Source organism: Pelomonas sp. V22 (assembly GCF_030014915.1).
In the GTDB taxonomy this organism is placed as follows: domain Bacteria; phylum Pseudomonadota; class Gammaproteobacteria; order Burkholderiales; family Burkholderiaceae_C; genus JAUASW01.
Genome location: NZ_JAGIXS010000001.1, coordinates 899,147 through 920,873, shown reverse-complemented (window position 1 = coordinate 920,873; position 21,727 = coordinate 899,147). Strand labels below are relative to the sequence as shown.

Sequence of the window (21,727 nt, the reverse complement as noted above, 5' to 3'; positions counted from 1 at the left end):
CATGCAATCCCTGCTCGAACTGCGCCATCTGAAAACCTTGCAGGCCCTGCGCCAGGCCGGCAACCTCTCGCGGGCCGCGCAGTTGCTGAACCTCACGCAGTCGGCCCTGTCGCACCAGCTGAAGGCGCTGGAGGAGCACTACGGCGCGCCGCTGTTCGAGCGCAAATCGAGCCCGGTGAGCTTCGGGCCGGTGGGCCAGCGGCTGCTGCGCCTGGCCGACCTGGTGCTGCCGCAGCTGGACGAGGCCGAGCGCGATGTGCGCCGCCTGGTCGAGGGTTCGGCCGGCCAACTGCGCATCGCCGTCGAGTGCCACACCTGCTTCGACTGGCTGATGCCAGCGATGGACGCCTTCCGCGCGCGCTGGCCTGAGGTGGAGCTGGACATCGTCTCGGGCTTTCATGCCGACCCGGTGGGCCTGCTGCACCAGGACCGCGCCGAGCTGGCCATCGTGTCCGAGGTCGATGAAGACGAAACCGGCGTGGCCGTCCATCCGCTGTTCAGCTTCGAGATCGTGGCCTTGCTGCAGAAGGGCCATGCCTTGCTCGCCAAGCCCTGGCTGGAAGCGGCCGACTTTGCCGACCACACCTTGATCACCTACCCGGTGCCCGACGAGATGCTGGACCTGGTGCGCCGCGTGCTGCAGCCGGCCGGCATCACGCCGCCGCGGCGCACCAGCGAGCTGACCGTGGCCATGCTGCAGTTGGTAGCCAGCGGCCGGGGCCTGGCGGCCTTGCCGCTGTGGGCGGTGGAGGGCTATCTGGCGCGCGGCTATGTGGCGCGCCAGCGCATCGGCGAGGCGGGGCTTACCGGGCGGCTCTATGCGGTGAGCAGCAGCGAGGGGGCGGGCAAGCCCTTCATGGCCGACTTCGTGCGCATCATGCGCGAGACCTCGCTGCTGAACCTGCCCGGCGTGAGCCTGCTCTGAGGCTCAGCTTCAGGAAGCGTTGCGGGCCTCGATCTCGGCGCGCAGCCGCTCTTCCTGCTCGCGCAGTTCGGGCGTGAATTCGGCGCCGAAGTCCTCGGCCTCGAACAGCGGGCGGATTTCGATCTCCGAGTCGCTGGGCATGGGGTTGGGGCAGCGCTTCACCCATTCGAGGGCCTCGTCCATGGACTTGACCGTCCACAGCCAGTAGCCGGCCACCAGCTCCTTGGTCTCGGTGAAGGGGCCGTCGATCACGGTGCGGCTTGTGCCGGAGAACAGCACGCGCTTGCCCTTGCTGCTCGGGTGCAGGCCGTCGCCGCCCTGCATGATGCCGGCCTTGACCAGTTCCTCGTTGTACTTGCCCATGGCCTCGATCAGGGCCGTGCTCGGCATTTCGCCTGCTTCGGATTGCGGGCTCGCCTTGACCATCACCATCACGCGCATGTCGTTCTCCTTGAATTGAGTTTGCAAGCCGCGGTTGCGGCTCTGACATCACGACGAATGGCGAGCCTGCAAATCGACAAGGGCTTCAGGCGGCCGGCTGCGCTTCCGGCTCCAGCACCTTGCCGAACACCAGCTTCACCGCGAGCAGCAGCACGCCGGCAGCCGCCACCAGGCCCGCATGCAGGGCCCAGAACTGGGTGCCGCTCATCTCGTTCAGGAAGCCGGCCAGCCAGCCGACGAAGGTGTTGCCGATGAACAGGTGCAGGTAATAGATGCCGATGAACATGCCTTCCATGCGGCGCGGTGCGGCGCGCGAGTACAGCGCCAGGCCCACCGGCAGGATGTTGGCAAAGCCGAGGTCGTTCAGGAAGGCATAGCCCATGGTCCAGGCGATGCTGACCTTCTGCTCGGTGCCGGCAATCATCTGCGAGGCAATCACCAGCAAGGCCGGGGCGCTGGCCGCAAGCAGGGCGCCGAGGGCCATCTTGGTCACCTCGTCGGGCTCGCGGCGCTTGGTGGCCCACCAGCGCCAGAAGGCCAGCGAGGCCAGCATGGTGGCGGTGCTGAAGAAGGCGTCGATGGCCTGCAGCCAGGTCACCGGCACCTCGAAGCCCATCAGCACCATGTCCATGTGCTTCTGCGACCACAGCGGGAAGGCATTCTGGAATTGCTGGTTGCCGACGATGGTCAGCATCAGCACCGGGATCAGGCAGACCAGCAACAGGAAGCGGGCCTTGTCGCGGCTGCTCATGGGCACGCGGGGTTCGGCCTCGGCAGCCTTGTTGGCGCCGCGCGGCGTTTCCGGCGGCAACCAGCCGCGCCCGGCCAGGTAGACGAACAGGCCGATCACCATGCCCACGCCGGCGGCGCCGAAGCCCCAGTGCCAGCCGACCTTCTCACCGAGGGTGCCGCAGACGATGGGCGCCAGGATGACGGCGATCTGGACCGCCAGCATGAAGATCTGGAAGGCGCTGGCGCGGCGCTGATCGCCCGGCGCATAGAGCGCGCCGACTTGCGCCGCGATATTGCCCTTGAAGCAACCGACGCCGAGCAACAGGCAGGCCAGGGCCAGCAGGAAGAAGACCTCGAAGGCCATCAGGAAATGGCCGAGCGCCATCAGGCTGGCGCCGAGGACCACGGTCTTGGTGCGGCCGAGCAGGCGGTCAGCCAGCAAGCCGCCGAAGATCGGTGTCAGGTAGACGAGGCCGGCATAGAGGCCGAAAACGATGGAGGCCAGCTGCTGCGTCGAGCGCGGGCCGGTGACGTTCTCGATGGCAGAGCGCAGCGCATGGATGCCAGCGACCTGGCCGATGTTCTCGGGCAGGAACAGGTAGTTGCTGAGGTACAGCACCAGCAGCGTCTGCATGCCGTAGTAGGAGAAGCGCTCCCACAGCTCGCAGAACGACAGCCAGCCGAGGCCAGCCGGATGGCCGAGGAAGGCGCGGTCGCCGCGCATGAAGGGGGCAGGGGTTGCCGGCATGGCGGCAAGAGGTACGGAGGACAAGGCGGGATCCCGGCTCGGATTTGGAATGGGCGCGACTGTCCTCGAATTACGCGACGCTGACAAGCCGGGCGGATGCGGGTTTGCCCGCAAGCCATCGAGGCCTGGCCCCGGCGGCCCTGACGGCCTTTGTGGTCAATAGCTGCGCAGGCCGGCCAGGTCCAGCACCTCGATCCCACGCCGCTCCACCTTCACCAGGCCTTGCTGCTCCAGCAACTGCAGCGCCCGGTTGGCGCGCTGGCGCGAGACGCCGGCCATCTGGCCGAGCTCGGCCTGGCGGATGTCGATGAAGCTGCCAGGGTCCGGATACAGCTCGGGGTTGAACAGGCCGGCCAGCGCATGGGCCACGCGGGCGGTGGAATCGAGCAGGCGGTCATCGCACATGCGGGCAATGAACTGGCCCATGCGGGCGCTCATCAGTACCTGCAGGTGGTGATTGAAGGGCAGGCTGGTGGCGCGCAGCCATTCGAAGGTCTCGCGCGGCACGAGGGCCACGCGGCAGTCGCGCAGGGCCACGGCGTCGTACTGCCAGGAGCCGCGCTTGATCAAAGTGCCCTCGCCGAACCAGCCGCCGCTGGCGATGCTGGTGAGGCTGGTCTCGCGGCCATCGGCCGAGCCCACGCTCATCTTGCCGAAGCCGCTGATCAGGCCGCACCAGTGTTCGGCGGCCTGGCCGCTGCGCACGATGGCATCGCCCGTCGCGACGCTCCGCTCGCGCGCATCGCGCAGCACGCGGCCGAGTTCGGCGGCACCGAGGTTGCGGCCCCAGATCGACTTCGTCAGCATCTCTTGCAGGTCCACGGCGGCGCATTCTAGGGAGGCGCCGCGTGCGGCCTGAGTACACTTTGCCCGCCATGCACAACACACCTCTGATCCACTGGCATTCCATGTTCATGGGCGTCGCCCTGCTGGCCGCCGCCCGCTCCAAGGACGGCCGCAAGCGCAACGGCGCCTGCATTGCGAGCAGCGACAACAAGATCCTCGGCGTCGGCTACAACGGCCTGCCGCGCGGCTGCAACGACGAGGACGAGAGCTACTGGGCCGACGAGGACGACAACCCGCTGCGCTCGCGCCACAGCTACATCGTCCATGCCGAGGTCAATGCCATCCTCAACTGCGTGGTCCTGCCCTTGACCGGCAGCACCATCTACACGACCCAGTTCCCCTGCCCGCGCTGCGCCCAGTCCATCATCCAGGTGGGCATCAAGCGGGTGGTTTTTCTCGAGAAGAAGTCGCACCACGTGGCCAGCAATGGCGCCTCCGACAAGATGCTGCTCGACGCCGGCATCGAGATCCTGCGCCTCGACGAGCTGGAAGCCCCGGCCGCGACTTGGTGCCAGAAGCTGGATGACTTCATCCAGGTGACCGGGCCGGCGCTGCACGGCCGGCCTGGCGTCGGCTGAGGGGCAGTTGGCTTGAGCCGAATAAGCGGGGTCTTTGCCTGCTTATTCGGGCTTAAGTTTTGCGACGGGCCCGCATCATGGCGGCAACAAGCACTCCGTCGTTGAGGCCCCACATGTTCATCCCGCTCGATCTGGTTCCCGCCACCCACGCCGGCGCCCTGTGGCAGGACGACTCCTTCGACCTCGGCAGCCTGATCGCCGGCCCGGTCGCCATGGGCGAGCTCCAGCACTTCGAGCAGCTGATGCAGCGCGAGGGCGCCAGCGTTCAGCCCACGCGCATGATTTACGACCGCCTCTACGCCTTCGAGCGCCTGGCCAAGGGCCATGCCAGCAGCAATGCCGAACTGCGCGAGCTCTCGCTGACCTTGTTCGAGAGCTACCAGAGCGCGGGCGAGTGGATCGGCCTGATCCACTGACCCCAACGGACAAAGGTATTCGGGCCGAGCGCAGGGCCGCTCCCAAGCCGGCCCGCTCAGGCGATGTGATTGCCGGTCAACCCGGCAATCATCGCCGTCCCCTTGGGGGACCGCCCGAGGTACCCCGAGGGCGAGGGGCTAGCAGTTCCTGGTAATCGCAGCGCAAGACGCCGCGCCGGTGCAGCCGCACCCGCGCGGCTGAGTACATTTCGGGCAGCAAATAGGCGGGCAGGCAGACGGCCAGCCATTGCGGCGCGTCCAGCATCAGGGCCACCGGCACGCCCAGCATGCCCATCAGCCAGGCGGTCAGCACCATGTCCCAGGCCTGCAACTCGACCGCATGGCCGCGCGGATGCAGGCGCAGCCAGCGCTTGATCAGGCTCAGTTGGCGCAGGGTCATGATGCGCTCCTGTCAGTTTGGCGTCAGGCTTCTTTATCGCGCGATCAGGGCTCGGATGCCAGGGGATGGGCGGGCCGCCGCAGACTATTTTTTTGTATCGGCTTGCACGGCGCCGGGGTGGGGTGACTTTCGTCATGCGGACAAGCCTTATGGGGAAACCCTTAGATCGATGCTAGTCTTCTGCGCTTTGCTGTTCGGCCCACAAGGCCACTGCTCCCGCGCCAATCCCGGCGCGCCCACCTGGACCTGAAGTCAATGAAAAAGCTCTCCTCGCTGAGCCTGGCCGTCCTGGCCCTGGCTGCCGCCGGTGCCGCCCATGCCGAAGAAGGCATGTGGATGCCTTCGCAACTGCCGCAGATCGCCGGCCCGCTGAAGGCCGCCGGCCTGGCCCTGGACCCGGCCAAGCTGAAGGACCTGACCCAATTCCCGATGAACGCCGTGATCAGCCTGGGTGGCTGCACCGCTTCGTTCGTCTCGCCGCAGGGCCTGGTGGTGACCAACCACCACTGCGCCTACGGCAGCATCCAGTACAACTCGCGCCCGGACCGCGACCTGATCAAGAACGGCTTCCTGGCCGCCACCTTCGCCGATGAGCTGCCGGCCGCTCCGGGCAGCCGCGTCTTCGTGACCTCCGAGGTCAAGGACGTGACCGACCGCGTGATCGACGCCAAGGTCGCCTCGCTGACCGGCAAGGCCCGCGTCGATGCGATGGAAGCCAACGAGAAGGCCCTGGTCGCCGAGTGCGAAAAGGACGCCGGCCACCGCTGCAACGTCTACGGCTTCTACGGTGGCGTGCAGTACCAGCTGATCAAGCAGATGGAAATCCGTGACGTGCGCCTGGTGCACGCACCGGCCGACGGCGTCGGCAAGTTCGGTGGCGACACCGACAACTGGATGTGGCCGCGCCACACCGGCGACTACAGCTTCTACCGCGCCTATGTGGGCCCGGACGGCAAGCCGGCCGATTACAGCAAGGACAACAAGCCCTACCAGCCCAAGTCCTACCTGAAGCTGGCCAGCAGCCCGCTGAAGGAAAACGACTTCGTGATGGTCACCGGCTACCCCGGCCGCACCAACCGCTATCGCCTGCCGGTGGAAGTGGACTTCACGTTCAGCTGGCAGCAGCCCACCGTGATCAGCTCCTTCGAGCAGCGTCTGGCCATCATCAAGGCCGAGACCGAAGGCCGCAAGGACGCCGAGCTGAAGTACGCCAGCACGGTCGCCGGCCTGAACAACACGATGAAGAACTTCCAGGGCCAGCAAGAGAGCTACATCGGCTCCGACATCCTGGACCGCAAGCAAAAGGGCTATGCCGATCTGAAGGCCTGGGTCAATGCCGATCCCAAGCGCGCCAAGGAATGGGCCGCCGACTTCGCCACGGCCGAGAAGCTGATCGCCGAGCGCCAGGCCATCGGCAAGGCCGAGTCCGCCATGGGCATGGGCAGCCCCACGCTGCTGAACACCGCCCGCATGCTGGTGAAGCTGGCCGAAGAGCAACAGAAGCCTGATGCCGAGCGCAAGTCCGGCTACCAGGTCCGCGACATGAGCCGCATCAACGCCGGCCTGCAGTCGCTGGAGCGCCGCTACGACGAGAAGGTCGACAAGGCCATCGCCGCCAACTTCCTGGTCAAGTACCTGGCCCAGCCGGCCAACACGCTGAACCAGACCTTCCTGTCGGCCCTGGGCCTGACGGCAGGCATGAACGAAGCCGCCGTCAAGGCGCGCCTCGATGTGCTGTACGCCGGCTCCAAGCTGGCTGACCGCGCCGAGCGCGCCGCCTGGGTCGGCAAGAAGCCGGCCGACTTCAAGGCCAGCGACGACGCCTTCATCAAGGCCGCCGTGGCCCTGTACGCCGACGACGAAGCCCGCGAGACCCGCGACAAGGAACTGGGCGGCCGCGTGCAGCAGGCCTACACCAGCACCATGAAGGCCCTGATGGCCTACAAGGCGAGCCGCAAGGAAGCCCTGTACCCTGATGCCAACAGCACGCTGCGCGTGAGCTTCGGCAAGGTGACCGGCCGCACGCCGGGCGCCGATGGCAGCAACTGGACGCCGTTCACCACCCTGGCCGGCGTCAGCGCCAAGGCCACGGGCACGGGCGAGTTCAATGCGCCGGTCGCTCAGCTGGCCGCCATCAAGGCCAAGCACTACGACAAGTACGCTGCCAAGGAACTGGGCAATGTGCCGGTCAACTTCCTGGCCACGCTGGACACCACCGGCGGCAACTCCGGCTCGCCGGTGCTGAACGCCAAGGCCGAGCTGGTGGGCCTGCTGTTTGACGGCACGCTGGATGCCGTGATCGCCGACGTGGACTTCAACCCCAAGATGGTCCGCTCCATCGTGCTGGACGCCCGCTACATGCAGTGGCAGATGAAGGTGGTCGACAAGGCCGACAACCTGCTGAAGGAAATGGGCGTGCAGTAATCCTGCAAGCACACTGCCCCCCGGAAAGGCCCGCGCTTGCGGGCCTTTTTTTTGCACGATACTGGTGCCGGCAAGACTCTGCAGGGAGTAGGCGTGGCGCCACCGGCCAGCAAGCCCATCAGCGCGTTCCGGGTGCTGATGGTCGAAGACCAGCAGCAGATGCGGCAGATCATCCGCGAGTCGCTCTACCGGCTCGGCATCCGCCAGGTCGTGATGACCGCGCACGCCGACGAGGCGCTGAAGGCCATGCGCGTTGGCAGCTTCGACCTGGTGCTCTGCGACTACAACCTGGGCGAGGGCGCCGACGGCCAGCAACTGCTCGAGGCTGCGCGCGGCAACCGCCTTGTCAATCCGCTCGCGCCCTGGATCTACATCACCGCGAACTCGCTGCGTGCCGATGTGTTGGCCGCCGGCGACTACCAGCCCGACGGCTACATCCTCAAGCCCTTCACCGACCAGCTGCTGGCCCGCCAGATCGAAGCCCTGGCCGCGCGCAAGCAGCAGCTGGCGCCCTTGCTCGTGGCCATGGATGCACGCGACTGGGACAAGGCCATCGCCGTGGCCGACGAGTTCATCCAGCGCGCCGATGCCACGCGCGGCGAGGGCTACAAGCAGAAGGCCGCCGCGCTGATGAAGCTGGCCCGCTTCGAGGATGCGCGCGCCTGCTACGAGCAGGCCCTCACGCTCAACTCCGAGCTCGCCTGGGCGCAGCTGGGCCAGGCCCAGGCCTTGCGCGCCCTCGGTCGCGCGCCGCAGGCGGAGGGCGTGCTGCAGCGCCTGGTGCAGGGCCAGCCCGACTACGCCGCCGCCTACGACCTGCTGCTCGAGCTGGCCGAGGAGCGTGGCGATGCGGCGGCGGCGCTCGCGCTGGCCCAGACCCTGGCCGAACTGGCGCCCAATGCCGAGCGCAAGATCAAGCTCGGCGAGCTGGCGCAGGCCAACGGCGATGCGGCGCTGGCCGTGCGCGCGCTGGAGTCGGCCGTCACCAAGAATCGCCACGCGCTGCAGCGCAGCCATCACGAGGGCATGCTGCTGGCCCAGGCCCTGATCGACAAGGGCGAGGTCGGCCGTGGCGTGCAGGTGGCACAGGAGCAGGGCCGGCAGTTCGGCGACCTGCCGGCGGCGCGGGCCCTCGGCAACGCCTTGCAGGCCCAGGGCCTGCAGCAGCTGGGCCAGGCCGACAAGGCGGCCGAGCTGATGGCCCAGGCCCAGCAGGGCGGCGGCCTGACGGACCTGCCCGATGCTCACAAGCTCTTGATGGCCCGCTCGGCCCTGGCCACCGGCCATCTGGAGCTGGGCCAGGAGCTGATCCTGGCCGTGGCCCGCAACAATTCCGACCAGCCGATGATGCTGGCCGCCGCGCTGAAATCGGCCAAGGGCACGGCGGTCGAAGAGGCCTGCCGCGAGCAGGTCGAACGCGAAGGCAAGGACGTGGTCGAGGCCCTGCAGCAGCTGCAGCAGGCCAAGCGCGGCGGCGATCTGGCGCAGGCCATCGTCGTTGGCGAGGCGGCGCTGCAGCGCGCGCCGCACAACTTCAGCGTGCAGATCGAGTTGTGCACGCTCTACCTGATCGCGATGAACCGCCTCGGCCAGGCCGAGCAACACGCCGGCCGGGCGCGCGAGCTGCTGGATCAGCTGGCGGCCCGCCATCCCAATCACGACCGCGTGGCGGCGGCGCGCAAGTTCTTCCGCGAGCGGGTGAAGGCATGAGGGCGGAGGCCAAGCGATGAGCGAGCTGCTGGACAGCGTCATCGTCCACGACCTGAAGAACCGGCTGGCCCTGCTGGCCGATTCGCTGGCGCGCCTGCAGCCGCTCACCGACACCGGCGAGGCCCGCGAGCTGGCTGCCTGCAGCCATGCGCAGGCGCTGGCGTTAACGCACCGATTGAGTGGCCTGCTGCTGACCCAGCGCCTGGCCTCGGGCCGGCGCCTGCCGGTGCACCTGCAGGAAGAATCGCCGCTGCAGTTGCTGGAAGAGCTGGCCGACGACGCGCGGCTGCTCAGCGGCGGCCGCCTGCAAATCGAGGCGCAGGCGCTGGAGCAGGCACAACAGCAGCTGCCGGCCGCCTGGGTCTGTGATCGCCACCTGCTTCGCCTCGCGCTGGACTCGGCGCTCTACAACGCCCTGCATTACGCCCGCAGCCATATCCGCCTGACGGTGGCGCTGGACGCAGACGGCATGCTGGTCTTCAGCATTGCCGACGACGGCCCGGGCCCCGAGGCCGCAGCGCCCGGCGAACACAGCAGCGGCCTCGGACTGCAGGTCTGCACGGCCGTGGCCCAGGCGCATCGCAACCGGGCGCGCGAGGGGCAGAGCCGCTTGAGTGCGGGCAGCGGCGGTGGCGCCCTGTACGAGCTGCGGATTCCCTAGGGGGCTCAGCCCAGCTCGATGCGATAGCCCGCCACAAAGGCGCGGCCGGCCGGCAACTGGATGGCAGCCGGCTTGGCCAGGAGCTCCAGCGGCGCTTGCGCGTCGTCGTCGACGCCATACCAGGGAGCGATGCAGACGCCGCCGGCCGTGGGCCACAGGCCCAGGTGCGGCGCACCGCCGGTGTGCAGGGACAGGCGGCGGCCCCGCCGCCTATGCACCAGGTCGAGCCGGCGCGAATTGATGTTCTTGAAGACCAGCGGCCCGGCCTCGAGATGCGGCTGGCCGAGGCGCACGCTTTGCACCTGGCTGAACGCAAAGGCTTGCGGCAAGGCGGCGAGCAGTTCGCCCTCGTGGCGATAGACCTCGGGCGCCTCGGCGTTGTCGAAGACCACCGACCAGTCTTCCAGCGTCTCTCCGGGCGCCAGCGGCAGAGCCAGCGCCGGCTGCGAGCCCAGGCTGAAGGCCAGGCGCTCCAGGCCGCGGTTGTGCACGCGGTAATCCACGGCCAGGCCATCGGCGCGCAGGCAGATGCTGAGCTTCAGTTCGAAGTCGAAGGGGTAGCACTCCCGGCTGTGGGCATCGGCCCGCAGGCTCAGGCTCAGGCTGTGGGCCGTGCGTTCCAGCAGCCGGAACTCGCTGCGTGCTGCCAGGCCGAGCGGCGGCAGCACATAGCGGCGGCCGCCATGCTCGAAGCCGCCGCCCCGGAGCCGGCCCACATGGGGGAACTGCAGCGTGGGCCAGGCGGGCTCATCGCCTTCGGCCGCGACAAGGAGTTCCTCGCTGCCCCGGCGCAGGCTGCGCAGGGCCGCGCCGCAGGCCGCCACCGTGGCCGTGAGTTCGCCCAAACGCAGGGGGTGCAGCATGGTCAGGTGTCAGGGCAATCAAGCAAAGGGAAGGGGAAAGGGGCGGGCGTCCAGCATCGCTGTGGAGTCTCGCAACGCGCGGGCGGCGGGCCGCTAGTGGATTGCCCTCGGTCGGGCGTTCGACAGCCCTGTCCGCGATATTTGGTCTGCCCATGGTCTGCTCCCTGGCTACACTCGCCGCCTGATCGACCCGATGTGGTCTGGCGGCTTGGATTGCTGCTAGACCATCTGCAAACCAATCGCCGCAGCGACGGCCCTGGGGAGACTCTGCCCTCATGAATCCGGACCGCAATCAGAAACGCGAGCAGCTCAAGCTGCGGCTTTTGGAATTGATCCAGCAGAACGGTGAGGGCGGCCGCCTGCCGCCGGAGCGCGAGCTGAGCGAGCGCTTCGAGGTGGCGCGCGAAACCTTGCGCCGCTGCCTCCGTGAGCTCGAGCTAGACGGGCTCTTGCAGCGCCGGCAGGGCGCCGGCACCTTTGTGTCGGGCCAGCCGGTGGTCAAGCAGCCGCTCTTGATGTCCTTCTCCGAAGAGATGCGTCAGCGCGGCCTGATTCCCTCGAGCGAGGTGCTGGGCAGCCGCGTGCTGGCAGCCGGCGCCAAGCTGGCGCAGCGCCTCAAGGTCATGCCCGGCACGCAGCTGCTGGAGCTGCGCCGCCTGCGCCTGGCCAGCGACGAGCCGATGGCGCTGGAGACCGTCTACCTGGTGCAGTCGCGTGTGCCCGGCTTCGATGCGGCCGTGCTGGCCACCGGCTCGCTCTACGAGTTGCTGGAGCAGCGCTACGGCCTGCAGATCCGCGCCGCCAGCCAGCAATTGCAGGCCACGGTGCTGAACGAGGAGGAAGCCGGGGCCCTCGGCGTGGCGCCGTTCTCGCCCTCGCTGCTGGTGGAGCGGCTCTCGCATGCGGGTTCGGGCGAGGTGGTCGAGTACGCCAAGACCCTGTACCGCGCCGACCGCTACCGCTTCGAGGTCCAGGTCATGCGCCCCATCGTGACGACGCGCGAGCCGGCCGAGACCGAGGACGACGGCGATGCATGAGATCCAGCGCCGCCAGTTGCTCGCCTGGGCCGCTGCCTGCGCCGGTGGCAGCCTGAGCCTCCCTGCCCTTGCTGCTGAATCGCTAACGCAAAAATTGCAGTCCTTGCTGGACGACCGCGAGTGCCCGCTGCCCGGGCTCAGCGCCCTGGTGATACGCCGGGGCGAGGTGGTTTTCGAGGGGCAGCTGGGCCAGCGCGTGATGGCGGCTGAAGGCCGGCCGGCGCTGCCGGTCACGCCCGACACGCTGTTCCGCATTGCCTCGGTCACCAAGCTCGTGGTGCTGCTCGGCCTGATGCGCCTGGTGGAGGCGGGCCGCATCGACCTGGACGAGGACGTGTCTGCGCGCCTCGGCTTCAAGCTGCGCCATCCGCGCTTTGCCGAGGTGGCGATCACGCCGCGCCTCTTGCTCAGCCACCGCTCGGGCCTGACCGACGAAGGCGGCCTGTTCTTCGAGCTGCCCGCCACGCTGCAAGGCTTGCTCGGCCCGCAGGGCAGCATCGCGGCCAAGGCCTGGGGCGCGCAGGCGCCGGGTCGCTTCTTCCAGTACTGCAACCTGAACTACGGCGTGCTGGCCTCGCTGATGGAAGTGGCCGCCGGCCAGCGCTTCGACCGCCTGATGCAGCAGCTGGTGCTGGACCCGCTGGGCATGAAGGGTGGCTTCGATGCCTCGGCCTTTTCGCCGGATCAACTGGCCCAGGTGGCCGTGCTCTATCGCAAGCGCACCGGCGAGCAGGCCTACGACACCGCCGGCCCCTGGGTGCCGCAGGTGGACGACTTCAGCCGCGAGCCACCCAAGCCCTTCAAGGGCCTGGCCGGCTACCAACTCGGCAGCAATGGCACGCTTTTCGGCCCGCAGGGTCGGCTGCGCGTGCGCGTGAAGGACCTGGGCGTGATCGCCCGCATGCTCTTGAACGAGGGCCGGCATGGCGGCCAGGCCTTCCTCAGCCCGGCCAGCGTGCGCCAGATGTGCAGCGAGCACTGGCGCTTCGAGGCCAAGGCCGCCGAGCCTGCCAACGGCGACAACCTGGGCGGCCTGTTCCAGGCCTGGGGTCTCGGCTTGCAGCATTTCATCGACCGAAGCAGCGCAGACGGACGCGGTGACCGTGTCTATCCGGGCCTGCAGGCCTGGGGCCACCTGGGCTTTGCCTATGGCCTGCACTCGGGCCTCCTGATCGACCCCGAGCGCGGCCATGCCATCGCCTATGCGATCTCGGGCGAGGGCGCCGACCCCGAGAAGTTCCGCGGCCGGCATTCCAGCCTGCCCTTGTTCGAAGAGCGCCTGCAGCAGCTGCTGTGGGCCCATGCGCGGGAGGCCACATGAGGCGGATGCTGCTGTGCTTGCTGCTGCTGGCCGCACTGGCCGGTTGCGCCAGCGTGCCGGCGCCATTCCAGGCAAACCAAGCAAACCAGCCCGGCCTGGACTACGCGCGCATCAGCCCCTTCCCCGACAGCGTGGTGCATGCGCTGCGCGTGGATCTGCAAACCGTCAGGATCAGCGTCTCGCCGCCCGCCGAGCGCGGTAAATCGGTGGACCAGATGCAGAGCAGCAGCGGCGCGCTGGCCAGCATCAATGTCTCCTTCTTCAACAAGGCTTTCGACGTGCGCGGCATCACGATCAGCGACGGCCAGGCTTGGGCGCCGGTGTTCGAGGTGCCGAAGAGCCCGCTGCTGGCCTGCGATGCCGCCCAGCGCTGCCAGATTGAGCTGAAACCTGAGCAGGCCAGACCGGGTTGGCACAACGTGATGGCGGGCACACCCTGGCTGCTGGACCATGGGCGCCAGCGCACGGCCGAGGACGATGCCAGCTGCAAGAACCTTTGCGCGATGACGCACCCGCGCACGGCCGTGGGCCTGGACGCGACGGGCCGCTACCTGATCATCGCCCTGGCCGAAGGCCGCCGCCCGCCGGTGCTCGGCCTCACGCTCGTCCAGCTTTCGGCCGTCATGGCGCAGTTGGGGGCGGTCGATGCCATCAACCTTGATGGCGGCGGCTCCAGCACCTTGCTGCTGCAGGGCCGTTCGGTGATGGAGCGCCCGTTCAACGAGCCGGCGCTGCGCAAGGTGGCGAACGCCTTGCACCTGTTCGCCAAGCCGCGCTGAGCACCGGCCGGTTTCAGTAGCCGGCCCAGCTGTTGTCGGCGGCGCTCAGAGAGGGGTCCCGCTGCCGGGCCGGCGTCGCGACCCGCGCGAGCCGCAGGGCCGGCGCCCCGTTCGCGAGCCTGAAGCTCGCCACCGACTCGAGCAGCCTGGCTGCCTGGGCCTTGAGGCTTTCGCTGGCGGCCGTGCTTTCTTCCACCAGGGCGGCATTCTGCTGCGTGGCATGGTCCAGCTGGGTGACGGCCTCGCCGATCTGCGCAATCCCCGAGCTCTGCTCGCTGCTGGCGCTGCTGATCTCGCCCACGATGTCGGCCACGCGCTGCACCGAACTGACGATGTCGCCCATGGTCTTGCCGGCACGGTCGACCAACTGGGTGCCGGTCTGCACGCGCTCGACCGAATCACCGATCAGCGTCTTGATCTCCTTGGCCGCCTCGGCGCTGCGCTGGGCCAGCGTGCGCACTTCGCCGGCCACCACGGCAAAGCCGCGACCCTGCTCGCCAGCACGCGCCGCCTCGACCGCCGCATTGAGCGCGAGGATGTTGGTCTGGAAGGCGATGCCATCGATGGTGCCGATGATGTCGGCGATGCGCTTGGAGCTGTCTTCGATGCCGCGCATGGTGCTGACCACCTCGCCCACGACGGCGCCGCCGTCGCGCGCCACCTGGCTCGCGCTCTGGGCCAGCTGGTTGGCCTGCTGGGCGCTGTCGGCGTTCTGGCGCACGGTGGCGCTGAGCTGCTCCATCGTGGCCGAGGTCTGCTCCAGCGAGGAGGCCTGCTCCTCGGTGCGGGCCGACAGGTCCACATTGCCTTGCGCGATTTGCGCGCTGGCGGCGGCCACCGACTCGGCGCCCTGGCGCACCGTGCCCACCGTGCCGGCCAGGGCCTGCTGCATGCGCTGCAGCGCGGCCAGCAGGCGCGCGGTTTCGTCGCTGCCCTCGAAGGCGATGCGCTGGCTCAGATCGCCATCGGCCACCTGGTCGGCCACCTGCACGGCCCGGGCCAGCGGCGCCGTGATGGCGCGAACCAGCGTGATCGCCATCGCGATAGCAGCGGTGGCGGCCAGCGCCGAGACCACGATCAGCCACAGCTGGGCCGACTTGAAGGCCGTCTCCGAATGGTCGGCCGAGGCCTCAGCGCCCTTGGCGTTCAGGTCGACGAGGTCCTGCAGCAGCTTGCTGGCCGCCAGGTAGGCCTGGCGCGCCTCGCCGCCCTGGATCTTGCGGCCCTCGTCCACATTGCCGGCCCTCACGGCCGCCGCGGCGGTGCCGGCGAGTTGCTGGTAGCGCGCCCACTCCGCGCTGAACCTGTCGAAGAGCCGGCGCTCCTCGTCGGTACTGATCAGTGGCCGGTAGTCGGCTTGTGCGGTGCGCAGCTCTTCCTGGGCCTTGGCCATATTGCCTTCGGCGATCTTGGTCTGTTCGGGCGTGGTGGCGGCCATCATCTGCAGGAGGCCGATGCGGAAATCCGAGGCGCTGGCGTCTATCACGCCAGCCAGGCGCACGGCCGGCAGCCAGACACTGCTGATCTGGCGCGAATCATCCTGGACAACTCGCAGACGGCTGTTGGCGAACCAGGCCAGGCCGGCCAGCAGAGCCAGCATGATGACGAAGGCCGCCGTGAGCTTGCGGGCGATGCTGATGTTCTTCAAAGATGGCATGAACGACTCCCTGTTGAAGATCTCGCCGGCCTGCCGAGCGCAACCGGCCCCGCGCCATCGTCGGGGCATAGCCGGGCCAGCGCAAGTCAAGGATTGCTGAAGAACCGTCGGGCGGCCATCAGCTGCAGGTCGCCGCCCAGGGTCACATTGCGGAGCAGCCCCTGGGTGAGCAGGCCGGAGACCCGCTGCGAGCGGGCCGCTCCGCGCTGCGCATAAAGCAGGGCCCAGCCGGTGATGCCGCCGCGCGGCACTTCCTGGCTGAGCCCTGTTCGGGCGACAAACCAGGCCGGGTCGGCGATGCCCGCTGCGGTGCGTTCCACCAGCAGGTCCAGCCGCGCGCCACGCAGCGCGTACCAGTCCTCGCCCTCGCGGGCCGCCAGCTCGGCCATCAGCACCAGCGGCGCGAGGGCGTAGTTGTGATAGGCCAGGGCCTTGCCAGCGCGGGCCAGTTCCTGCGGCAGGCTGCCGTCGTCCTGGATATCGCTCAGGGCTTCGTCGAACAGCTCGCGCGCGTCCTGGCGCAGCGTCGCGTCGCCGGTAGCGCTGGCCGTGGCCATGACGGCCAGGCCGACCCAGTAGTGATGGTTGTTGCGCGCTGCCTTGCTGTGGCGGATGTGTTCCAGCGACGCGCGGGCGACGCGCCGCAGCCAGGCATCGATGGCCTCGCGCTGGGCCGCCTCGGCGCGCGACCGCAGCTTCAGATAGGCCAGCGACAGCGAGGCCAGCGTCCATTTGCGCAGGTACTGGGCCTGGCTGCTGGCGATGTGGCCGAGCATGGCATCGCCTGCTGCCCATTGTTGCAGCCAGGTCAGCGCACATTCGGCGCTATCACCTGCATCGGGCGCGCCGGCCAGCACCCGGTCGGCGCGCCGGCTGACCTGGTCGGCAAAATCGGTGAAGGGCTTGGCCGCTGCCTCGTTCTGCGCCTTGAGCTGCGGGTCGACGATGGAGTGGTTCTTGTCGCTGTAGTAGCCATTGCCCTGCATGTCCTGCAAGGCAGGCGGCGGTGTGGGGCAGGGTGCGGCCTCGGTGAGCTGAGCGGCCGAGGCGAGCAGGGCCAGCAGCAGTGCCGAGACCTGGGATTGCAGGCAAGTCATCGTCATTCTTCAAGCTCCTCACCTTGCCGCAGCGCCGCACGCGCCGCCAGCAGCACCATGCTGGTCAGCCCGTCGAGCAGGCCCGAGGCGGCGCGCGCGTGCTGCCAGTGCAGCGGCACGTCGAGCGGCAGATCGCTGACCAGCTCGACCAGGGTGCCCTCGGCCAGGTGCTCGGCGATCAGCGATTCGGGATGCAGGGCCCAGCCCATGCCGGCCAGCGTGGCGGTGACGAAGGCCTGGGTCGAGGGCAGGCGGTGGCTGGGCAGCTCCACATGCCGGTGGCAGAGGCGGCGCACCCAGCGCTCCTGCAACTCATCCTTGGCATCGAAGGCCAGGCTGGGCGCGCGCGCCAGACTGCCGGCACCCACGCCCTCGGCAAAGTGCTGGCGCATGAAGGCGGGGCTCGCGGCTGCGCGGTAGCGCATCGCACCCAGCGGCCGGCTGTTGCAGCCGGCGGCCGGGCGTGCCGAGCCGGTGATGGCGGCCAGCACGGCGCCGCTGCGCAGGCGCTCGGCCGTGTGGTCCTGGTCGTCGATCAGCACCTGCAGCAGCACCGGCTGGCTCGCGCCGAACACGGCCAGGGCCGGCGCGGCCCAGGTGGCCAGGCTGTCGGCATTGACAGCGATCGGCAGTGGCACGCGCGGCAAGGCCTCTTCCGGGCTCAGCGCTGGCAAGGCCGTCTGCAACTGCTGCTCCAGCAGGCGCACCTCGTCCACATGCCGGCAGAGCCGACGGCCGGCCTCGGTGGCCGTGCAGGGCTGGCCGCGCACGATCAGGGCGCCGCCCATGCGCTCCTCCAGCAGGCGGATGCGCTGCGAGATGGCCGAGGGCGTTACATGCAGCGAACGGGCGGCGCGCTCGAAGCTGCCCTCTCGAACGACGGCGGCCAGGGCGGCGAGAGCGGCATAGTCCAGCATGCTTGGCGATGAAGTTTTGCTGAAGCAGGTTTAGTGGAATTAGTTTGGCTTCATCGTAGCGGCCCGGCAGACTGGACGCATGAGTTTTCCAGTTCCAAGCGCCTCGCCGCTCATCGCCGTCTTCTTCCAGGGCCTTGCGCTGAGCCTGGGCCTGATCGTCGCCATAGGAGCGCAGAACGCCTTCGTGCTGCGCCAGGGTCTGCGACGCGAGCATGTGGGCACCATCGTGATGTTCTGCGCCCTGGCCGATGCCAGCCTGATCACGGCCGGCGTGCTGGGCATGGCGCAGGCGCTGGGCGCGCGGCCGGGCCTCGCGCGGGCGCTGTCGCTGGCCGGTGCCTGCTTCCTCGCCTGGTATGGCTGGCAGGCGCTGCAGCGGGCGCGGCAGTCGAATGAACTGCGAACGACCGAGGGCGGGGCGGGCCTGCACCTCGCCGCCGCTCTCGCCCAAGCGGCGGCCTTCACCCTGCTCAATCCGCATGTCTACCTGGACACGGTCCTGCTGGTCGGCAGCCTGGGCGCGCAGCAACCGGCGGCGCTGCAGCCCTGGTTCATTGCCGGCGCCTGCACGGCCAGCGCGCTGTGGTTCAGCGCTCTCGGCTATGGCGCGCGCTGGCTGGCGCCCTGGTTCGCGCGGCCGCGCGCCTGGCAGGTGCTCGATCTGTTGATCGCGCTGACGATGTTTGTGCTGGCCGCGCTGTTGCTGGTGCCCTTGCTGGTGCCCTTGCTGCGGCCCTTGCTGCTCGCGATGGCGGCCTGAGCTCAGGCCGTCGGGAACGTGCCCGGCAGCAGGATGCTGCGGTCCACCTTCTTGAGCTGCGTGTGGCCGCAGAAGGCCATGGTCACGTCGAGCTCCTTGTGGAGGATCTGCAGGGCCTTGGTCACGCCCGGTTGGCCCATGGCGCCGAGGCCGTAGAGGAAGGCTCGGCCTATCCAGGCGCCGCGCGCACCCAGGGCCCAGGCCTTGAGTACGTCCTGGCCGGAGCGCACGCCGCCGTCCATGTGGACCTCGATCTGGCTGCCCACCGCATCGATGATGCGCGGCAGCGCATGGATGCTGGATTCGGCGCCATCCAGCTGTCGGCCGCCATGGTTGCTGACGACCAGGGCGTCGGCACCGGAGTTGGCGGCGAGCTTGGCGTCTTCCACATCCATGATGCCCTTGAGGATCAGCTTGCCGCCCCAGCGCTGCTTGACCCATTCCACGTCGGCCCAGGAGAGGCGCGGGTCGAACTGCTCATTGGTCCAGGAGGCGAGCGACTTCATGTCGGTGACCGCCTTCACATGGCCCACGAGGTTGCCAAAAGTGCGGCGCTTCGTGCCCAGCATGCCCAGGCACCAGCGCGGCTTGGTGGCCAGGTTGATCAGGTTGGCGAGGGTGGGGCGGGGCGGGGCGGTGAGGCCGTTCTTCAAATCCTTGTGGCGCTGGCCGATGACCTGCAGGTCCAGCGTCAGCACGAGGGCGCTGCAGCGGGCGGCGCGGGCGCGCTCGATCATGCGTTCCATCGCATCGCGGTCGCGCATCATGTAGAGCTGGAACCAGAAGGGTGCCTTGGTGTGGGCGGCGATGTCCTCGATGGAGCAGATGCTCATCGTCGACAGCGTGAACGGGATGCCGAAGGCCTCGGCCGCCTTGGCTGCGAGGATCTCGCCGTCGGCATGCTGCATGCCGGTGAGGCCGGTGGGCGCGATGGCCACCGGCATCTTGGCGGCCTGGCCGACCAGTTCGACCGCCGTGCTGCGGTTTTCCATGTTGACCGCCACGCGCTGGCGCAGCTTGATGGCCTGGAAGTCGGCCTCGTTGGCGCGGTAGGTGCCCTCGGTCCAGGAACCTGAGTCGGCATAGTCGTAGAACATGCGTGGCACGCGCTTTTGGGCCAGGACGCGCAGATCTTCGATGCAGGTGATGGTGGGCATGGAGGGGTCCGGTGCAGGGCGGGGTTGCGCAGGACTCTACACTGCGCCCATGGACGGAAACTTACTTCACGACACCCTGCAACAGGCGCTGCGCGAGCGCGGCGAAGGCCGCATCGAGGCTGCTGAACAGCGCCTCCACAAGGCCTTGGAAGCCCTGCCCAAGCAGCCCGATCTGATGCGTCTGCTGGGGCTTTGCGCCCAGGACCGGCGCGACTTCATGGCCGCCGAGCAATGGCTCAGCCAGAGCCTGGAGCAGGAGGTGCGTCAGCCCCAGGTCTGGCGCGAGATGGGCGATCTGCAGGAGGACCTGGGCCGCTGGCCACAGGCCGAGGCCTGCTACCGCCAGGCCATCGAGCTGAAGCCGGATTTCATGGAAGCCCATTACAGCCGCGCCCGCGCGCTGCACCAATTGGGCCAGCAGCAGGCCGCTTTGGGCTCACTGGCCGATGCGCTGCGCTTGCGGCCGCCCGCCCAGGAGCTGCTGGCGCAATGCCTGCAACTGCGCGCCATGATCGAGCAGGAGCAGGGGCGGCTGGAGGTCGCGCTGCGCACGCTGGATCAGGCCCTGGAGGTGGAGCCGCGCCGCGCGGCCTTGCACCACAACGCCGGCACGGTGATGCAGGCCCTCGGTCACCACGCACAGGCCCTGCATGCCTATGACGAAACCCTGCGCCTCGGCCTTGACGTGGCCGATGCCCACTACAACCGGGCCAACAGCCTGCAGAACCTGGGCCGCCTGGATGAGGCTCTGGCCGGCTACAGCGAAGCGCTGAAGCGCCAGCCGCTGCATGCGCTGTCGCTGTACGACCTGGCCCGGCTGCGCTGGCGTCTCGGCCATGAGGATTTCTGTGCCGAGCTGGAGGCAGCGGCCGCCAGTCATCCGCATCCGCTGCCGCTGGGCATTCAGGGGCGCTTGCTCTTGCAGGCCGGCCGGCATGAGCAGGCGGTGGCTGCCTTCCAGGCTGCGCTGGCGCGGGCCGAGGCCAGCGGATATCACGATGGACTCGGTCAGGCCCTGATGCGGCTGGGCCGGCGCGACGAGGCCTTGAAGGCCCATCGCCGTGCCGTCGAGTTGGGCCCGGAGGACGCCTCGGCCCGCGCCAATTTCGCCAGCAGCCTGCTGCAGGCCGGCGAGGCCACGATGGCCACAGCCCAGGCCGAGCGGGCCGTGCGCCTGAACCCCTTCGACCAACAGGCCTGGGCCTTGCTCGGCACGGCTTGGCGTGCCAGCGGCAACCAGGCGCAGTCCGACTGGCTGAACGACCCGGCCCGGCAGATCCAGGTCTTCGACCTGGCGCCGCCCGAAGGCTTTGCGGACATGGAGAGCTTCAATGCCGCGCTGGCGGCCGAGCTGGAATCGCTGCACCGCGACGCCCGCGCACCGATCGACCAGACGCTGCGCCACGGCAGCCAGACCTTGGGCAACGTGCTGGACCTGAACCTGCCGCTCGTGCAGGCGCTGAAGCGCCGCATCGCCGAAGCGGTGGACAGCTATGTGGCCTCGCTGCGCCAGCTGCCGCCCGACACCGGCCATCCGCTGCGCGCCCGCGTGGCCAAGGGCTGGCGCTTCAACAGCTCCTGGTCCTCGCGCCTGGACAGCAGCGGCTACCACACCAACCACCTGCATCCGCAAGGCTGGATCAGCTCCTGCTACTACGTGGCCTTGCCGCAGGCCGTGGCCGATGAGGAGAAGAAGGCCGGCTGGATTCGCTTCGGCCAGCCCGATTTCGAGTCCACCCACTTCGACCTCGGCGCGCAGCAGGCCGTGCAGCCGCGCGTCGGCCGCCTGGTGCTGTTCCCGTCCTTCATGTGGCATGGCACCGTGCCCTTCGAGGATGAGTCGCCGCGCCTGACGGTGGCCTTCGACGTGCTGCCCACGGCATGAGCGTTCACAGGCCGCTCTGGGTGCGCGGCCTGTGGCTGCTGGCCGGCTTCGCGGCCCTGGCGCTCGGTGTGATCGGCATCTTCGTGCCACTCTTGCCGACCACGCCCTTCGTGCTGCTCGCTGCCTTCTGTTTTGCACGCGGCAGCGAGCGCTGCGAGACCTGGCTGCTCAACCACCGCAGCTTTGGGCCCATGGTGCGCAACTGGCGCGAGCGCGGCGCCATCCCGCTGCGCGCCAAGCAACTGGCCTGGACCATGATGGCCTTCGGCTCCGCGATGGCGGCCTGGCGATTGCCGCTGGCCTGGTGCTGGCTGCCGGCGGCGATCTGCCTTTGCGTGGCGGTGTGGATGTACCGGCTGCCCAGCCGCTAGGC

Annotated in this window: 21 protein-coding genes; 12 read left to right on the top strand and 9 right to left on the bottom strand. The window is 68.8% G+C overall.

Going from position 1 to position 21,727, the window contains the following annotated elements:
• The first annotated feature begins 1 nt into the window (after position 1).
• Positions 2-925 (top strand): LysR family transcriptional regulator, encoded by a 924-nt coding sequence (locus tag J7U46_RS04195; protein ID WP_282823576.1) that lies wholly within the window; start codon positions 2-4, stop codon positions 923-925.
• A gap of 9 nt (positions 926-934) precedes the next feature.
• Here the strand turns inward: J7U46_RS04195 and J7U46_RS04190 are convergent, their stop codons facing one another.
• The 3 genes from J7U46_RS04190 to J7U46_RS04180 all read right to left on the bottom strand — a co-directional run bounded on the left by J7U46_RS04190 (position 935) and on the right by J7U46_RS04180 (position 3,668).
• Complete coding sequence (locus J7U46_RS04190) at positions 935-1,366, bottom strand: YciI family protein (protein WP_282824962.1); 432 nt, start codon at positions 1,364-1,366, stop codon at positions 935-937.
• A gap of 85 nt (positions 1,367-1,451) precedes the next feature.
• A complete protein-coding gene (locus tag J7U46_RS04185) occupies positions 1,452-2,846 on the bottom strand; it encodes a peptide MFS transporter (RefSeq protein WP_282823575.1) in 1,395 nt (464 codons plus the stop codon).
• A gap of 156 nt (positions 2,847-3,002) precedes the next feature.
• On the bottom strand, positions 3,003-3,668 hold the full coding sequence (locus J7U46_RS04180) for a Crp/Fnr family transcriptional regulator (RefSeq protein ID WP_282823574.1): 666 nt from the start codon (positions 3,666-3,668) through the stop codon (positions 3,003-3,005).
• A gap of 53 nt (positions 3,669-3,721) precedes the next feature.
• Between J7U46_RS04180 and J7U46_RS04175 the strand changes: the two genes are divergently transcribed.
• Entirely contained in the window at positions 3,722-4,270 is a 549-nt protein-coding gene (locus J7U46_RS04175) for a dCMP deaminase family protein (RefSeq protein WP_282823573.1), read from the top strand.
• Positions 4,271-4,383: 113 nt separating this feature from the next.
• Positions 4,384-4,686 (top strand): hypothetical protein, encoded by a 303-nt coding sequence (locus J7U46_RS04170; protein WP_282823572.1) that lies wholly within the window; start codon positions 4,384-4,386, stop codon positions 4,684-4,686.
• Positions 4,687-4,774: 88 nt separating this feature from the next.
• Here the strand turns inward: J7U46_RS04170 and J7U46_RS04165 are convergent, their stop codons facing one another.
• A complete protein-coding gene (locus tag J7U46_RS04165) occupies positions 4,775-5,086 on the bottom strand; it encodes a hypothetical protein (RefSeq protein WP_282823571.1) in 312 nt (103 codons plus the stop codon).
• A gap of 255 nt (positions 5,087-5,341) precedes the next feature.
• Here J7U46_RS04165 and J7U46_RS04160 point away from each other — a divergent pair, with 255 nt between their 5' ends.
• The 3 genes from J7U46_RS04160 (at position 5,342) to J7U46_RS04150 (ending at position 9,881) form a co-directional block, all read left to right on the top strand.
• A complete protein-coding gene (locus tag J7U46_RS04160) occupies positions 5,342-7,510 on the top strand; it encodes a S46 family peptidase (RefSeq protein ID WP_282823570.1) in 2,169 nt (722 codons plus the stop codon).
• A gap of 93 nt (positions 7,511-7,603) precedes the next feature.
• Complete coding sequence (locus J7U46_RS04155; RefSeq protein WP_282823569.1) at positions 7,604-9,220, top strand: response regulator; 1,617 nt, start codon at positions 7,604-7,606, stop codon at positions 9,218-9,220.
• A gap of 16 nt (positions 9,221-9,236) precedes the next feature.
• Positions 9,237-9,881 carry an ATP-binding protein gene (locus J7U46_RS04150; RefSeq protein WP_282823568.1) on the top strand — a complete coding sequence of 215 codons (645 nt, stop codon included), beginning with the start codon at positions 9,237-9,239 and terminating at the stop codon, positions 9,879-9,881.
• A gap of 5 nt (positions 9,882-9,886) precedes the next feature.
• Here the strand turns inward: J7U46_RS04150 and J7U46_RS04145 are convergent, their stop codons facing one another.
• Positions 9,887-10,744, bottom strand: coding sequence for a hypothetical protein (locus J7U46_RS04145; RefSeq protein WP_282823567.1), 858 nt, complete (start codon positions 10,742-10,744; stop codon positions 9,887-9,889).
• A gap of 275 nt (positions 10,745-11,019) precedes the next feature.
• Between J7U46_RS04145 and J7U46_RS04140 the strand changes: the two genes are divergently transcribed.
• Genes J7U46_RS04140 through J7U46_RS04130 form a run of 3 tightly spaced genes read left to right on the top strand, consistent with a single transcriptional unit; the run spans position 11,020 to position 13,881 of the window.
• Positions 11,020-11,781 carry a GntR family transcriptional regulator gene (locus tag J7U46_RS04140; protein WP_282823566.1) on the top strand — a complete coding sequence of 254 codons (762 nt, stop codon included), beginning with the start codon at positions 11,020-11,022 and terminating at the stop codon, positions 11,779-11,781.
• Positions 11,774-13,102 (top strand): serine hydrolase domain-containing protein, encoded by a 1,329-nt coding sequence (locus J7U46_RS04135; RefSeq protein ID WP_282823565.1) that lies wholly within the window; start codon positions 11,774-11,776, stop codon positions 13,100-13,102. The genes J7U46_RS04140 and J7U46_RS04135 overlap by 8 nt, the downstream gene beginning before the upstream one ends.
• Positions 13,099-13,881 carry a phosphodiester glycosidase family protein gene (locus J7U46_RS04130; protein WP_282823564.1) on the top strand — a complete coding sequence of 261 codons (783 nt, stop codon included), beginning with the start codon at positions 13,099-13,101 and terminating at the stop codon, positions 13,879-13,881. Before J7U46_RS04135 ends, J7U46_RS04130 begins: the two co-directional genes overlap by 4 nt.
• Positions 13,882-13,894: 13 nt before the next feature.
• Here J7U46_RS04130 and J7U46_RS04125 read toward each other — a convergent pair whose 3' ends face one another.
• The 3 genes from J7U46_RS04125 to J7U46_RS04115 all read right to left on the bottom strand — a co-directional run bounded on the left by J7U46_RS04125 (position 13,895) and on the right by J7U46_RS04115 (position 17,552).
• Complete coding sequence (locus J7U46_RS04125) at positions 13,895-15,538, bottom strand: methyl-accepting chemotaxis protein (protein WP_282823563.1); 1,644 nt, start codon at positions 15,536-15,538, stop codon at positions 13,895-13,897.
• 86 nt (positions 15,539-15,624) lie between these two features.
• Positions 15,625-16,641 (bottom strand): alginate lyase family protein, encoded by a 1,017-nt coding sequence (locus J7U46_RS04120; protein ID WP_282823562.1) that lies wholly within the window; start codon positions 16,639-16,641, stop codon positions 15,625-15,627.
• Entirely contained in the window at positions 16,638-17,552 is a 915-nt protein-coding gene (locus tag J7U46_RS04115) for a LysR family transcriptional regulator ArgP (RefSeq protein ID WP_282823561.1), read from the bottom strand. Before J7U46_RS04115 ends, J7U46_RS04120 begins: the two co-directional genes overlap by 4 nt.
• A gap of 79 nt (positions 17,553-17,631) precedes the next feature.
• Between J7U46_RS04115 and J7U46_RS04110 the strand changes: the two genes are divergently transcribed.
• Positions 17,632-18,312 carry a LysE/ArgO family amino acid transporter gene (locus tag J7U46_RS04110; protein WP_282823560.1) on the top strand — a complete coding sequence of 227 codons (681 nt, stop codon included), beginning with the start codon at positions 17,632-17,634 and terminating at the stop codon, positions 18,310-18,312.
• 2 nt (positions 18,313-18,314) lie between these two features.
• Here the strand turns inward: J7U46_RS04110 and J7U46_RS04105 are convergent, their stop codons facing one another.
• Entirely contained in the window at positions 18,315-19,469 is a 1,155-nt protein-coding gene (locus J7U46_RS04105; RefSeq protein ID WP_282823559.1) for an alpha-hydroxy acid oxidase, read from the bottom strand.
• A gap of 49 nt (positions 19,470-19,518) precedes the next feature.
• Here J7U46_RS04105 and J7U46_RS04100 point away from each other — a divergent pair, with 49 nt between their 5' ends.
• Together J7U46_RS04100 and J7U46_RS04095 are read left to right on the top strand one after the other, a co-directional pair.
• On the top strand, positions 19,519-21,354 hold the full coding sequence (locus tag J7U46_RS04100) for a tetratricopeptide repeat protein (RefSeq protein ID WP_282823558.1): 1,836 nt from the start codon (positions 19,519-19,521) through the stop codon (positions 21,352-21,354).
• Positions 21,351-21,725: a YbaN family protein gene (locus J7U46_RS04095; protein WP_282823557.1), complete on the top strand. Its 375-nt coding sequence runs from the start codon at positions 21,351-21,353 to the stop codon at positions 21,723-21,725. Before J7U46_RS04100 ends, J7U46_RS04095 begins: the two co-directional genes overlap by 4 nt.
• Positions 21,726-21,727: the final 2 nt, after the last annotated feature.

What these genes read in the sequence shown, in the direction of transcription:
- J7U46_RS04170 (WP_282823572.1), top strand. Translation starts at nt 4,384, where the DNA reads ATGTTCATCCCGCTCGATCTGGTTCCCGCCACCCACGCCGGCGCCCTG.
- J7U46_RS04110 (WP_282823560.1), top strand. Translation starts at nt 17,632, where the DNA reads ATGAGTTTTCCAGTTCCAAGCGCCTCGCCGCTCATCGCCGTCTTCTTC.
- J7U46_RS04100 (WP_282823558.1), top strand. Translation starts at nt 19,519, where the DNA reads ATGGACGGAAACTTACTTCACGACACCCTGCAACAGGCGCTGCGCGAG.
- J7U46_RS04165 (WP_282823571.1), bottom strand. Translation starts at nt 5,086, where the DNA reads ATGACCCTGCGCCAACTGAGCCTGATCAAGCGCTGGCTGCGCCTGCAT.
- J7U46_RS04175 (WP_282823573.1), top strand. Translation starts at nt 3,722, where the DNA reads ATGCACAACACACCTCTGATCCACTGGCATTCCATGTTCATGGGCGTC.
- J7U46_RS04195 (WP_282823576.1), top strand. Translation starts at nt 2, where the DNA reads ATGCAATCCCTGCTCGAACTGCGCCATCTGAAAACCTTGCAGGCCCTG.
- J7U46_RS04095 (WP_282823557.1), top strand. Translation starts at nt 21,351, where the DNA reads ATGAGCGTTCACAGGCCGCTCTGGGTGCGCGGCCTGTGGCTGCTGGCC.
- J7U46_RS04150 (WP_282823568.1), top strand. Translation starts at nt 9,237, where the DNA reads ATGAGCGAGCTGCTGGACAGCGTCATCGTCCACGACCTGAAGAACCGG.
- J7U46_RS04115 (WP_282823561.1), bottom strand. Translation starts at nt 17,552, where the DNA reads ATGCTGGACTATGCCGCTCTCGCCGCCCTGGCCGCCGTCGTTCGAGAG.
- J7U46_RS04125 (WP_282823563.1), bottom strand. Translation starts at nt 15,538, where the DNA reads ATGCCATCTTTGAAGAACATCAGCATCGCCCGCAAGCTCACGGCGGCC.
- J7U46_RS04120 (WP_282823562.1), bottom strand. Translation starts at nt 16,641, where the DNA reads ATGACGATGACTTGCCTGCAATCCCAGGTCTCGGCACTGCTGCTGGCC.
- J7U46_RS04130 (WP_282823564.1), top strand. Translation starts at nt 13,099, where the DNA reads ATGAGGCGGATGCTGCTGTGCTTGCTGCTGCTGGCCGCACTGGCCGGT.
- J7U46_RS04185 (WP_282823575.1), bottom strand. Translation starts at nt 2,846, where the DNA reads ATGCCGGCAACCCCTGCCCCCTTCATGCGCGGCGACCGCGCCTTCCTC.
- J7U46_RS04145 (WP_282823567.1), bottom strand. Translation starts at nt 10,744, where the DNA reads ATGCTGCACCCCCTGCGTTTGGGCGAACTCACGGCCACGGTGGCGGCC.
- J7U46_RS04135 (WP_282823565.1), top strand. Translation starts at nt 11,774, where the DNA reads ATGCATGAGATCCAGCGCCGCCAGTTGCTCGCCTGGGCCGCTGCCTGC.
- J7U46_RS04160 (WP_282823570.1), top strand. Translation starts at nt 5,342, where the DNA reads ATGAAAAAGCTCTCCTCGCTGAGCCTGGCCGTCCTGGCCCTGGCTGCC.
- J7U46_RS04140 (WP_282823566.1), top strand. Translation starts at nt 11,020, where the DNA reads ATGAATCCGGACCGCAATCAGAAACGCGAGCAGCTCAAGCTGCGGCTT.
- J7U46_RS04105 (WP_282823559.1), bottom strand. Translation starts at nt 19,469, where the DNA reads ATGCCCACCATCACCTGCATCGAAGATCTGCGCGTCCTGGCCCAAAAG.
- J7U46_RS04190 (WP_282824962.1), bottom strand. Translation starts at nt 1,366, where the DNA reads ATGCGCGTGATGGTGATGGTCAAGGCGAGCCCGCAATCCGAAGCAGGC.